Consider the following 13,714-nt stretch of genomic DNA (forward strand, 5'->3'; position numbering starts at 1 on the left):
ATAGTAAGCTTCGAAAATGAAGGCTTCTTACGTCCCTCCAGCCCCAATCCACATGGTATTAGAGCAGTTAGGAATGTTGAGAATATCATTTTGACTCTTATTGTATCACCACACGTCTTTCATTTCCATAACGTAATTGTCAAAGTTGTGTAAAAGCCGCCAGGGCGAACGACATCCCCCTTGCATTATTTCCCTTAATAGTCCGGTTATAACCGGATTCGACATCCGTTAAACGATTTTACGGACATCGGCGGCATGGAAAAAGTTACTTCATTCGACAATTAAAAAAGCTTCGGCCGAAGCTGCACATTATACAGCTTAGGCCGAAGCGTGAGGCGGCACATCAGCGCGTGCCGCGTTTTTTGGCTTTGAGGAGGCGATCCATGGAGGAGCCTCCTTCCGGAGCCGGCCCGGTCTCCCCGGGCCGGCCGCTGCCGTCCCCCTGCGCCTTCGGCGGCGGGGGCGGGGGTGGCGTGGGCGCGCTTCCCTTGCGCGCGCCCTGGCTTGCGGCCGGCTTCGCCTGCGCCGGCCGCTCTTCCCGCAGCGGGGCATTCACCCGCTGCGAATCGCGCGCCTCCGGCGGGGCCTTTCGGCCCCCTGCCGGAGCTGCGCTAGGTGCCGGGGCGGGGTTCCCGCCCCCGGCGCCCTGGCCCGCGCCGCTGCGTTCGCGCGCGGGCGGGGCCTGCGGCGGCGGCTTCGCGGAGCTGCCGCCGTAGAACTGGGCGGCGCGGGCTTTGCGCGCCGCCAGCCGCTCGAGGCCGGCGTCACGCCCGGCCTCGCCGGCAGGTACCGGCCGCCTGCGGAGCAGGGCGACCAGCCTAGCGCCGATGGCGCCCCATGGCAGAGCCAGGCGCCGTACGGCGATGTCGGCGACCCACAGCAGCAGGGCCGCCACCAGCAGCGGGTAGCTCCAATCATGGAGCTGCATCCGCGAGGTCGCCTCCCGGTCGAACACTTCGGCCGGGTCATCCCAGGATAACACGCGGCCCCCGGTCGCTTCGGCCAGCCGTTTCATCGCTTCCTCGCCGCTGCCGAAAGATAGCCGGTATTCCGGCGAATACGGCACAACGAAGCCGGTGCCCGGCGCAGCTTGCAGCGGCTCTTCCCCGCTCGCGTCCTCAAGGGACATGAGGAAGGCTCCCGGCTTGGAGACGTTGACGAGCCCGGTATAACGGCCGGGCGCCTCCTGAATGAGCTCCACCGTCTGCTCGCCGGCCTCGTCATCCCCGATCACCGCATTCAGTTTCTCCGGCGGATTCTCCCCATTGGCGATGACCTGCAGCTTTACCTGGTTGCCGGCCGTCTCGGTAGTGACTTCATAGGGCGACGACGTAAACTGCGGGAACGTCCACTTCACGATTTCGGTCAACGTATCGGCGAACCCGGACCATGACACCCACTCCTTGGACCACTTCCCGCTTAAATCGCTCGTCCATGCCACCGTCCGGCCGGATCCGTACTGCCATCGCGACAGGATCGGGTCCGGCTCCGGACTGGACAGAACCGTCTGGGCGGAAGACTTCGGCGTTGCCGCGACATAACCATACAGCCCCGGAACGCCCTGCTGGAACAAACTCGCCCAATCGCCCGGGTTCTGAACGGCCGGGACAAAGGGTTTATCCACGATATAGGATTTGGCCAGCATCACGGCCTCCCGGCTGAATACCGCCGGCAGCGTGGTTTCATCCTCAACGAAATAATAACGGCCCTTGGCCGCATCCGCCAAGGATTGAAGCAGGTTGGTGTCCGCATCCATCCCGACCGCCACGGAAGACATCGTGATTTTGTTCTCCACCATCGTATCGGTCAGATCCTGATATCCGGAATTCATCGCGGACTGACCGTCGGTCATGAGAATGATATGCCTGCGCTGGGCGTCAATCTTCAGCATTTCCTCCAGCGCCGAGGAAACGGCAGGATAGATGTTGGTCCCTCCGGCACTCGGAATCGACTGGATGCTGCTGAGCACCTCTTCCTTATCGCCGAGCTTCTGCGGCGGTACGACCCACCACGGCTGATCGTCAAAGGCGACGACGCCGACCGTGTCCTTGGCTCTCATCAACTCCACCGTGCGCATGGCCGATTCTTTGGCCAATTCGATCTTGTTGCCGTCCATGCTGCCCGAACGGTCGATGACCAGTATGAGGCCAAGCGATGGAATCTCCCGCTTGCCTTCCAGCTCCATCGAGACCGGCAGCGCCTTTTCGATCGGGGTTTTAAAATATCCGCCCATCCCGAAGCTGTCCTCGCCGCCCGCCATCATGAACCCGATGCCGAAGCTACGGACAGCCTGCTCGATCAGCTCCATCTGTTTGCCGCCGACGTCGCTGCCGGAAACGTTATTAAAGATGATGCTGTCGTACACGGCATACTTGGCCGCTTCCAGCGGGAGCAGCTCCGGCGGAATCACTTCGGTGCCGATCATGCCGGACTCGAGCGCTGCCGTGATATTGCCCGACGTGCCCGGAGTTCCCTCCACGATCAGCACGTTCGGCGGACCTTCCACCCGGGTAAAATCGAATGCCGCATTATTGGCCGAGGCTTCATCCCCGTCCATGAAGATTTCGGCACGGTAACGGTGGAGTCCCGGGTTCTTGGCCAGGCCCTTCACGGCGTACCGGTTCTCGCCTGGTGTTACATCCACGCGTTCCCGGCCGATCTCGCGGTTATCCTCGTAAATGCGCAGTTCGCCGGAGGTCTTGAACGTGCTGCGAACCATGACCTCCACATAGAACGACTCCGCCTGATACAGCTTGTCCGGAACCTTCAGCTCCTCCACGGCAGCATCCTGGACGGCCTGCTTCGGAGTCGGAAGCACGTCAACGGCTATCCCCCGATCCTTCAGAAGCCTTCCCGCCGCCGCCATGCTGCCCACATTCTCCTCCCCGTCGGAGATCAACACGATTCGGGAATCGCTCCTGCCCTCGAACAGGCTGCCGGCCAGCTGAAGACCGGATTCCAGCCCGGTAAACCGCTGTTCCAGGAGCGCGTTCAAGGAAGCGCCCGCATGCTCCGCAGGGGATAGACGCCGTTCCACGGCGCCTTCAAGACCCGTAGAAACAACGGCGGTGCCATCCTTTTCGCCTTTTGCCGCAAGGGAATCGTTGATCCAGCTCGTAATCCGGGCCGAATCCCCCATGCTGTCGGAACGGTCAGCCAGATACACGACCTGTTTATCCCTGAGAACGGTAAAGCCATGCAAACCCGAAATCATAAGGATTAATAACAGAATGACGCAGGTTCTAAAGAATAACGCCAGTTTTTTGCGAAAACCGCTTAATCGGAAATCCGATTTGTAGGCATAGTAGAGAAATAAACCTGCCGGAATCAGCAGCAGCAACAGCCATGGTTGGCTAAATTGAACGCCCACGCTGGTACACCCCCCATTCCGCTGCGATCACAGCCAGTGCCAAAGCGGCCAGCCATGGCATTAACGAGCCGGCACGGTTCGTCGTTTCGTTACTCCCGGATGTGCCGGAATCAGCTCCCGCTTCAGACTCACCCGCGTTCGTTGCCGCTTGACTTACCGCCGGGCCTTGATCGCTGCTCCAATCCGCCTCGTACGGGTCTGCAGTTACAGCAAGCCAATAATTAAGCTTCTCGCCCGCTTCATTCTGCTGTTCAAAAGCGTACAGCCCCGGATAATCCGGCACTAGCTGTACCGGCGATATCCCTTGCTCATTCCTCAGGACATCCGCAGCAGGGAGGCCGTCAGCCAGAGCAAGACCGATCTTGGGGATCCATTTGGCCGCTACCGTATCCGCTGCAATCGGGATATCCGCTTGCGCGCCGGCCATATATCGGCCAAGCCCGCTTCCCTTGCTTGAGGTCATCCACTCCAGCGCATTGCTGACCATGACCGGAAATTCCGGCGATAACGGAAGGTCGCTATCCTGAAGCAGGAAATTGAAGGATAATCGAGGCCGTCCGTTTTCGCTCCCCGCATAGACGATCGGTTGATCCCCCAGCTTGATGACGGGCTCCCCCCAAGCAGGGGCCTGATCCACCAGCGTACCGAAATAGACCCCGGACAAGGTGACATAGGCAGTCACCGGATGCTTGGCAAGTACGGAGCGTCCTCCTTGGTTGCCGACTTTGGCACCTTCTCCGCCAATCGTCCATAACGGAGTCTTGGCCATCAGATCCGCCCACTTCCCTTGCCGGAACCCTTCCGGCACGTTCCCGTCGATGACAAGCAGATCAAATTCGCCTTCGGGCGCGGGCGGCACATCCGCAGCTGCGCTGCCCTTACCCGCCTCCTTATCCGCACTGCCGTTGTCCTCGGCGGTCTTAGCTTTGGACTCGTCCAAAGCTACCCGGGTGACTTCGGCACCGCTCAGCTGAAGCGCCTTCTCCAAGAACAGATTGCCTGAAGTCAGCAGCAGGACGCGCGAAGATCCGTGCCCCAAACCGAACGCAAAGGAATGATTGTCTGCCGTATACCCGTCATCCTGAGATAACTCAAGTCGGTACACTTCAGCAAAAGGCAGATTTGTAAAGGATTCGGTTAATCTCTTCCCCGGCTCCAATACAAGCATTCTGCTGGTCAGCAGCTCTTCATCTCCGTAAAGATTCACTTCGGCCGATACAGATGCCTCGGCATTCGTGCTGAGGACGGCGACTGCCGCATAAGATGAATCCGCATTATCTCTAGGTGAAATGCCGAATTGATCAATGGACACGTTATGCGGGAGCTCGCCCTGCACCTTCTCAACGGAAACCGGAACCTGAAACGCTATGGGGGAAGTGTCCGGCTTCCAGTAGCTGTCCGTAAAAATAACGACCTCTGCATCATGCTCTTCCCGCGTCAGCGCCGAAGCGAGCGATAAGGTTTCCCTGTAGGACGCCTGTCCGTAATAGGGATGTAAACCATCCACGGCCTTATCGATGGCGGCGCGGTCGCTTTCATGGGATACAAGCGTCATGGGACTTGCTCCTACGGACAGCAGGGTGATCTCGCTCCGTCGCCCCCGGTCCTTCACATATTCCTTAATTCGTTGCTGCATCCATTCCAGCCTGGTTGCGGCTCCGCCTTCAGCGGACGGCTGCATCTGCGCGCTCATGCTGCCCGAGGTATCGGCAACGATGACCACATGGGCGCTGCCTCCGCCGGACACCTGCATAAAGGGCTGCATCAGTGCGAAGACCATCAATGCCGCAGCAAGCAGCTGGAGCCACAGCAGAAGCCGATTCTGCAGCTTCTGCCACGGCCTGTTGGCCTCCAGGTTCCGGAGCACCCGCTCCCACAGCAAGTGGCTGGGAACGGTTGTATCCACATATTTCCGCTTGAACATATACATGAGCACGATGGCCGGCAGCGTTAAACCGAACCATAGACTCAGCCAAGATTGAATCCCCAACGTGTCCCCTCCTTACTCCCATGGACCCTGACTAACGAGACATGCCTGTACTTTCCCCGAGCATCGGATGAAGGCCTATCCATCTCTTCCTATTTTTCGAGCAAGATTTCAACTTGTTCGTTTCTTGAGATCGCAGACAGGTCCTGGTGAAGCCGGTTAAGCAATCGCTTGTGTATCATCTCTGTTTCCTGTCGCCAAACCTCCGAAAGCATGAGGAATGCTGCAGATGCATGGACAGCACCTCTATATGAGGTCCCGCTCTATCCAGTAACCAGACCAGCTCCCGCAAGCACCCCGAACATCGCGTCCGTGAGCGGCATATCCGCCGGAATGAGCACGTAAGACATGCCCCGTTCCGCGCAAACGCGGGACAGCATCGTCCGGTATCGCTCCAGCTCCTCTTTGTAAGCATCCAGCACTTTGCCCGTCAGCGCCACTTCCTTGCCGCTCATCGTTTCGCTGTCCACCAGCCGCAGATCGCCGGATAATTTAGGCTCCAGCTCCTCCCGCGACAATACATGCACCAGCACCACTTCCTGTCCGGTACCGGACAACAGGGAAAGCGATCTGAACAATTCCTCCTCGCCGCCCTCCAGCCAAAAATCGGAGAACACCCAGGTCATTCCCGGCTGCCGGGGTAGTGCGCCAGGAACCGCAAGCGCTGCGCCCAAGCTGCCCTCGCCTCCCGTTTCTGCCCCTTGCAGGAACGAAAACAGGCGATGAGCCGAGCCCTTTCCTCTCATTATCGGAAGATGGGCGTTAATCGAACGGCTGTAACAGGCAACCTGCAGCCTGTCGTAAGACGACAACGCCATGTAGCCGATGCTTGCGGCGAGTTGACGCGCTAGCAGCCATTTAGGGCTGCCCTTCGTTCCCGCCGGATCGGCGGTGCTTGGTTCCGTAGGCGGTGACATGACGGCCCCCATCGATGCGGAGCAATCCACGAATAGGCTCACGGTCAGCTCCTGCTCGTCCATGAATTGACGAACGAAAGCTTTTCCCGTACGGGAATAGACGCCCCAGTCAAACCTGCGGACATCATCCCCGGGCGAATACACGCGGTAATCGGCGAATTCGAGGGACGAGCCGAGCCGGCGGGATCGCCTCTTTCCCTGCAGCGTTCCGGCGACCCGGCGTTTGGCATCCAGGCTCAAGCGCTCCAGACGGGGAAGCCATTCCGGAGGAAGCAGGTGCGCACCCCCGCTCACGCGGATGCCTCCAGCGCTTGCAGAACCTCCCGAATGACATGGTCCGTGGTAATGCCGAGCGCCTGCCCCTCGAAATTCAGGAACAAGCGGTGTCGCAGCGCTGATAAAGCCACGGCGCGAATATCGCCCGTGGATACATGCATCCGCCCGCTGCACAAGGCCCGGACTTTGCTTACCGAAATGATGGACTGAATGCCGCGCGGTCCGGAACCGAACTGGACGTATTTACGTACAGCCTCCGGTGCGGCCGCCTCCTCCGGATGCGTCATCATCAGCAGACGAACCGCATAATCCAGAATCTCTTCGGCAACCAACACTTCCTTCGCCCCGCGCTGGATTTCCAGCAGCTCGTCCCCGGTCATTTGCCGTTCCACCTGGAATTCGTGTGAGGACGTCGTCCGCTTTACGATTTCCTTCAATTCGTCCGCGCTGGGATACGATACTTCGATCTTCAGCAGAAAGCGGTCAAGCTGGGCCTCCGGCAATGGATACGTCCCCTCGTTCTCCAAGGGATTTTGCGTGGCCAGAACGAAAAAAGGTTTTGGCAGCTGATGGGTTACGCCCCCCACGGTGACGGTCTTCTCCTGCATCGCCTCGAGCAAGGCGCTCTGGGTTTTGGGCGTGGCGCGGTTAATCTCATCGGCCAGCACGATGCTGCTGAACAGCGGACCCTTTTGAAAGGTCATCCCGGTGTCCCCATGCTGCCCGAACGACAGGATATTGGTGCCCGTTATATCGCTCGGCATCAAATCCGGCGTAAACTGTATGCGGGAAAAGGACAGGTCCAACGCCTCCGACACGGTGCGGACGAGCATCGTTTTGCCGAGACCCGGAATCCCTTCCAGGAGGGCATGGCCCCCCGCAAAGATACACCAAAGCATCTGCTCCACAACATCCTGCTGTCCGACAATCACCTTGCCGATATGTTCGCGCAGGCCTGATATTTTCTCCATCCATTCCTGTGGTCTCACTGCAATATCCGACATGGACGAAACCTCCATCTTCTTGGTAAAGTTCAAGTTCTCATTCTAGCTTCGGCGCTCGGCTCTTCGATCCCTTACGGGTTCGGATTGATCTGTATGAAATATTCCTCAACCAACCCTTGCATCTGGTCCGGCAGCTGATTGCGGTCTAACGTTTTGCGCGCTTCGGTCTCATAATCGCGGTACACTTCCTCATAAGGCCTGGACATGCCCGGAACCGTCGGCGATACGCCGCCCTTCTGTATATCTCCGCCGCTGCCCTTGATCTCGCCGGAATCGTTCTGCACATTGCCGCTGCCCTTATAGTCCCTAGGGATGGTCACGAGCTCACGGCCGCCTGAGCCAAGACCGGCTCCGCTGCCTGTGCCGCTTCCCGATCCGCCGCTGCCGCCCGAGCCGGAGCCTGCTCCTGAGCCCGAGCCGCTTCCCGATCCGGAACCGCTGCCTGTGCCGGAGCCTTGACCTTGGCCTGTACCGGAGCCGCCTTCACCTGGGGCTCCCTCCGAGCCCTCTCCTTGTTCGCCCGAGCCTGCACCGGAGCCGGCCTGAGCCAAGGCCTCGGCACTGCCGCCGTTACTCCAGGCATCGGATACCGACATCCCTGCAGCCGCCATCTGATCGGCCAAGCTCAATCCTTGCGAAGCAAGGGAGGACGCCAGCGAGGACGCGGACTGCGACTGGCTGTCCGACGCGGCTTTGGCTTGCGCTGCTTTCGCCAGCTCCTCGGCCAGCTGCTGGAGCGCTTCTTCCAGCTCCTTCGGCAGCTTGCCCTCCTTCAGCGCATCGGCCGCTTTTTTGAGTTCCTGCTCCAGCTTCCCGTCTTCCATCTGCTTGGCAGCTTCCTCAGCCAGCTTTTTCAAAGCATCGGACAGCTCGTTCTTCTCTTCCTGGGACATCTTCTTCACCTGCTCGGTGAGTTTCTTCATTTCCTGCTTCAGCTCATCGGCCATGCCCTCGGCAAGCTTTTTCCCCACCTGGGACAGCGCCTTCTCCTGCTGCATTTGCTTAGCCAGCTCCGACAGCGCCTTCGCTTTTTCCTCCTGCTGTTTCGCCAGTTTCTCCAGCTCTTTCATGGCTTCTTCCAGCTTCTCCAGCGCTTGCTCAGGATGCTTCTCCTGCTCCAGCGCTTTTTTCAGGGCATCCAGCTTTTCCTGGAGCTTTTTTCGATCGGCATGATCCAGCGTTTCCTTCTGGAGCTCCTCCGCCAGCTGTTCGGTTTTGGCTGCCTGCTCCTTCATCCAGCTCTGCGCCTCTTTGGCAGCTTCCACCTTCTTATCCATCGGGTTCGGAACGAACACCAGGATGAGTACGGCAGCAAGCGAGGCACCGCAGATTAGAAGCTGTTTTTTTCGGTTAGGGGAAGGCAGGCGCTCCGGCAACCGTTCCGCAAAACGCGCACCGTAACGCTCCGCCTGCTCGCGCTGCCACTTGGCGGCCAACGATTCTTCCTCCTTGAACGACAGCGCCGTCACCATCATATCGCTTCGCTCCGCTCCGTCCGGAACATGGTCCATCGCTGAAGCCGCTTCTTCGATCGGCACCCGGTGCAGCCATCCCCATAACAAGCCTATGAACCCCGCCCCCACGGGAACGGCCACGGATGCGACTGGAAGCCAGGCTATAGGCACGAATCTCCCAAGGACCAGGAGCAGCAGCAGCACGGCCAATCCTGCCATAAGCCCGTATAATGCATACGTGATGACGCGGAACCGCTGCAGCCGCCGTCTTGCGGCTTCGATAAAACGCATGATGTTGTCCATTGCTCTCCCTCCTTACCGTACTCCTTGCATGATGTTACGCTTCGTTCCCCGCCGTTTCCGCCTCCTTCGGCAGCTGGGTTTCGTTCTTATCCTTGCGTTTGCGCCTTGCGACAGGACGGATATTCCGTACGGCAACCCACAGGGCAAGAACGATCACCACCGAATAGACGATGAAAAATTCCAGCCACAATTCGATCGGGGCTTTGCTGTTCAGGCTTCCTCCGCGCAGCAAGAACGCGTCCTCCGAAAAAGACGGGTTGAACAAACTCATCATCGCCCCGGCCGGGTTCAGGCCCAGCACATAACCGACCCAAGAATAGCTGCCCGGTACGATCGGCTGCCCGCTTTGATACATATTCCGCTGTTCGATTCCCATGAAGAACAGGTACAGCAGGCCGGTAACAAGGAATATGATCAGTCCGGCCCCGTAAGTGACGATTATTGCAACGATGGTTCTTTTGAATAACGTGGAGAACATCACGCCGAGCGAACCGAGCAGCAGCATCACGAATAAATAAAAGGCAAACACGGAAACGAGCTGCTTCGGCGAAATCCCGCCGTACAGGAACACAATGCTGTAGATCGGCAGCGTAGCCAGCACGATCAGCGTCATGAAGCTGAGTGCCGATACCAGTTTGCTCAGCACGATCGTAGCCGAGCTCTGCTGCGTCGTCAGCAGCATGCTCAGCGTTTGCTTCTCCCGCTCGCTGCTGATGACGCCCGCCGTAAGCGCGGGGGCCATGAACGCGATCAGGACAAGCTGGGCAAAACTCAGGACATAGAACATCATCTGGCTCATCTGCGGATCGAATCGCTGAGGCCCCTGCTGTCCCAAATATAAGAAGAGATAAATGAAGCCCATGGCTATGGCGCCTAGCGCCAATACATAAAACAACACCGACAGCATGGAACGCGTAGAACGCATCCGCAGCCGGAATTCCTTGTCGATGACCGGATTGATCAGCTTTCTGCTCCAATTCATTCGCGGGGCCCTCCTTTGGTAATTTCGAGGAATACATCCTCCAGATTGCTCTGCGCTTCCTGAAACGAGACAATCGGAATTTCCCAGGAAACCACCTGCCGAAGCAGGGCGCTTTGCTGCGCGTCATCCCCGCCGTAATGAACATGGACGCCGGTGTTATCCGTTAATACCGACGTGACGAACGGTTCGTCACGCAGTTTCTCGGCCAGCTCCTCTTCACGCTCCAGCGTGCGGATATGAATGACTTTTTTCACGCGAAGACGGCTCTGAATATCGGCCACCTTGCCTTGGGCAACCATCTCGCCGTGCTCAATTACCCCAATCTCATCCACCATCTCGGCCAGCTCAGGCAAAATATGCGATGAAATGATGATGGTCTTGCCCATGAGCTTCAGTTCCTTCAATATTTCGCGCATCTCGATCCGCGCCCGCGGATCCAGCCCCGAGGCCGGCTCATCCAGGATCAATACCTCCGGATCATGCACCAGGCACCGGGCCAGGCATAAACGCTGCTTCATCCCCCGCGAGAGACTGTCAACGTACGTATCCGCCTTGTCGCTCAGGTTGACAAGCTCCAGCAGCTGCGGAATAAGCTGCTCCCGCTCGGCGCGCGGGATGCCGTAACTTGCCCCGTAGAAATGCAGATATTCTGTAGACTTCAGCTGATCGTACACGCCGAAGAAATCGGGCATATAACCGATCCGCTTGCGGACCTCCTTGGGATGCTGGGTCACGTCATAGCCGCCGACTTTGGCAACGCCCGAGGTAGGAAGCATCAGGGTAGCCAATATGGACATCGTCGTGGATTTGCCTGCTCCGTTCGGACCGACAAATCCGAATACCGTCCCTTTTTCGATATGAAGACTGATATCTTTCAGCGCATGGAACGCTCCGTATCTTTTGCTCAGATTTCTAATCTCGATCATTGAGTGGCCTCCCCTTTCACAGACAGCTCCGGCATCATAAAGTTGGTCTGATCCTTGGCGGTGATCATGAATCGGATGCGATTCCCCACGATATACTGCTCCGGATTCTGGTTAATGGTATGCACATTGTTCGCGTCTGTAACAGGCTCCCATTCGCTCTTCTTCGAGTTCCAGATCTCCATCGTGACGTTGTTGTTGAATTTGGTGCCTTTGATGGACAATTCGGAATACTTCACTTGGCCTTCGGATATGAGCGGGAATTCGGCGATCAGATTGCCTTGTCCCATTTCAACCCCGTGCGGATAAACCCCGAACATCGGCGAATTCACCTGCGATATCTCCGGAGACAGGAAGCCGTAAGGAATGTTGATTTCCCCGTTCAGTCCCCAATCCATTTCCACCGGCTGTATCCAGAAATTGAGCTGATCACTGTCCACCTCGGCGCCTTTCAGCGTATAATTCGTCAAATGGTCTTTGCTCCATCCCAGAATGTAAGCATCCTTGTTGACCATTCCCTTCGAGTATCCGTAGTTGGACAAAATGTCGCGCTCCCGCTGTTTCGGATCATTCTGCGAGTATGGGTACAGCATCCCGGACAAGTCACCGCCCGTAAATTTGATGATTTGTTTCGGATCCTGAGGAATGGCAGCCGCCTCGCCCTTCTTGATATCTCCCAGCTTATAGGCACTGCCTCCGACAACCAGCACCACCTCGGTTAAATCGTTAATGGTGTCATTGGTGATCTTGCCGTTTAATCCCCCTTTGGCATCCAGCTTTAAATCCATGGCAAGACGTCCCATCTCCTCCGTACCCTGATGGTCCACCCATACCTTGGCCAACGACCATTGGGACATGTCCCGAAGCTCCAGCGTCGTGGACTCCTGCCCTACCCGGACAAAACTTTTGTTCTCGGCGGTTCCTCCAAACGAGTTCCGGGACTGCCCCGTTTTCAAATACGTATTCTCCCCAAATTCCAAGGCATAGTTCCCGCTTCGAGGCGTGAAGAATGCGGAAGCGGTCGATTTCACCGCATCTCCCTGGCCATTTAGTTCAATCAGATTGATGGTATGCGCGAGCTCGCGCGTCTTGTCCGACGAGCCGACCGCATAGACGGAAGCGCTCGCGATGACGGCAATGATCGGAATCAAGAACCACGCCCATTCCCGCTTGTCCGCCTTCTTCAATATATAGTAGAGCAGCGGTGCGACGACGACCGCATAAATAATGAGCATCCACAGCAGCAGCGTGAAGGAAGGCATCTTCAGCGACGGGAAATACTCCAGAACATAATTCAAATTGTCCATGAGCGAATTGTAATACATGCCATTCTGCGAATTCATCATCGGCAGGTTATTTCGCAGTACCGATGCCCACGCGTCCGGATGGCCTGCCCAAGAGCTCACCGGCTCCATCGCCAGATCGTAAGCGGCATATTGAACGCTCCCCTGGCCGTAAGCCTTCGAGGCAAACAAAGGTTGTCCGTCCGCGGCAATCCCGATTTGGGCGCCTTCCACGGCTTTCGCCGTAGAAATGGTAAATGGCCCATCCAGTTTCAGCGGTTTCCCGCCAAGCTTCTCCAGTTCATCCAGCGAGTTCACGGTCGCGGTGCCATTCGCAGCGACCGGCGATATGTCGGCAAACGGCGCCGCCGTTTTGGCATACCCCGCGCCCCCGGCCAGAACCAGGGTGCCGCCGCCATTGACCCAATCCGTAATCGCCTTTTGTTGAGGCTCAGACAGCGTATCGGATGCATAATTGTTCATTACGATGACGTCCAGCCCGTTCAGCAGCATCGCATCCGTAGGAACGTTAGCGTCTTTAAGCGGGAACACGTTCACGCTGCTGCCTTTGCCGTTCAGGACGTTCATGAAATTCATCGTGTCCGGATCATCGGACAAGACGGCCATGAGCGCGCCTTGATACGGAGAAGCCTGCACGTAATTTTTGCCTGTGGCAAACGGTACCTGCTTCCCCTTCGTATAAGAACCTTCATAGAAAAGGATTTGGTTATTGTCTTTATTCAGTACGGCTCCCGGAATGCCGATCACGACTTCCTTCGGCGTATCCTTCGGCAGGTCCACCTGCTGAACATAAGAAGTCTGATACCCGAAGCCGTTGTAGTTCTGAATCTGCACGACCACATCGCCGGATATATCCCGGTCGCTCGTTAGGGTGAGTTTGAGCGGGTTCCATTTCTCATGTTTGATTTTGCCTTGGTAGCCCATTTCGGATTGAATGCCAATCTTCGCTCCGTCGGCGTAGACGTTTCCTGCCGGAATCGACAGAGATAACGTTGCCACAATCAGCAGCGCCACCATCGGCAGCAGCATCCACGTTTTCTTTGTATAAAACGACAACTGATGATTCCCCTCTCCAAATATAAATTGCTGTTCAAAGACAAACGATGCATAGGTTTTAGAAGATGTATGTAAAGACTCTCTTCACAAGCTCAACTATATTGACGAGTCGAATTTATAAAAAGTTTGACGTTTACT

Annotated in this window: 8 protein-coding genes; all 8 read right to left on the reverse strand. The window is 57.2% G+C overall.

Annotation, left to right across the window (positions count from 1 at the left end; genetic code table 11):
• Positions 1–343 precede the first annotated feature (343 nt).
• On the reverse strand, positions 344–3,370 hold the full coding sequence (locus AC3RCL_RS25940) for a VWA domain-containing protein (protein ID WP_492532852.1): 3,027 nt from the start codon (positions 3,368–3,370) through the stop codon (positions 344–346).
• Positions 3,354–5,360, reverse strand: coding sequence for a vWA domain-containing protein (locus tag AC3RCL_RS25945; RefSeq protein WP_492532854.1), 2,007 nt, complete (start codon positions 5,358–5,360; stop codon positions 3,354–3,356). Before AC3RCL_RS25945 ends, AC3RCL_RS25940 begins: the two co-directional genes overlap by 17 nt.
• Positions 5,361–5,620: 260 nt before the next feature.
• Positions 5,621–6,568 carry a DUF58 domain-containing protein gene (locus tag AC3RCL_RS25950; RefSeq protein ID WP_492532856.1) on the reverse strand — a complete coding sequence of 316 codons (948 nt, stop codon included), beginning with the start codon at positions 6,566–6,568 and terminating at the stop codon, positions 5,621–5,623.
• Positions 6,565–7,554, reverse strand: coding sequence for an AAA family ATPase (locus tag AC3RCL_RS25955; RefSeq protein ID WP_090909010.1), 990 nt, complete (start codon positions 7,552–7,554; stop codon positions 6,565–6,567). Before AC3RCL_RS25955 ends, AC3RCL_RS25950 begins: the two co-directional genes overlap by 4 nt.
• A gap of 71 nt (positions 7,555–7,625) precedes the next feature.
• Positions 7,626–9,311: a DUF8809 domain-containing protein gene (locus AC3RCL_RS25960; RefSeq protein ID WP_492532859.1), complete on the reverse strand. Its 1,686-nt coding sequence runs from the start codon at positions 9,309–9,311 to the stop codon at positions 7,626–7,628.
• Between the two features lie 34 nt (positions 9,312–9,345).
• Entirely contained in the window at positions 9,346–10,293 is a 948-nt protein-coding gene (locus AC3RCL_RS25965) for an ABC transporter permease (RefSeq protein WP_492532861.1), read from the reverse strand.
• Entirely contained in the window at positions 10,290–11,219 is a 930-nt protein-coding gene (locus AC3RCL_RS25970; RefSeq protein ID WP_015737216.1) for an ABC transporter ATP-binding protein, read from the reverse strand. Before AC3RCL_RS25970 ends, AC3RCL_RS25965 begins: the two co-directional genes overlap by 4 nt.
• Complete coding sequence (locus AC3RCL_RS25975) at positions 11,216–13,576, reverse strand: DUF8725 domain-containing protein (protein WP_096776482.1); 2,361 nt, start codon at positions 13,574–13,576, stop codon at positions 11,216–11,218. The genes AC3RCL_RS25970 and AC3RCL_RS25975 overlap by 4 nt, the downstream gene beginning before the upstream one ends.
• Positions 13,577–13,714 lie beyond the last annotated feature (138 nt).

The organism is Paenibacillus sp. MT86 (genome assembly GCF_058792535.1).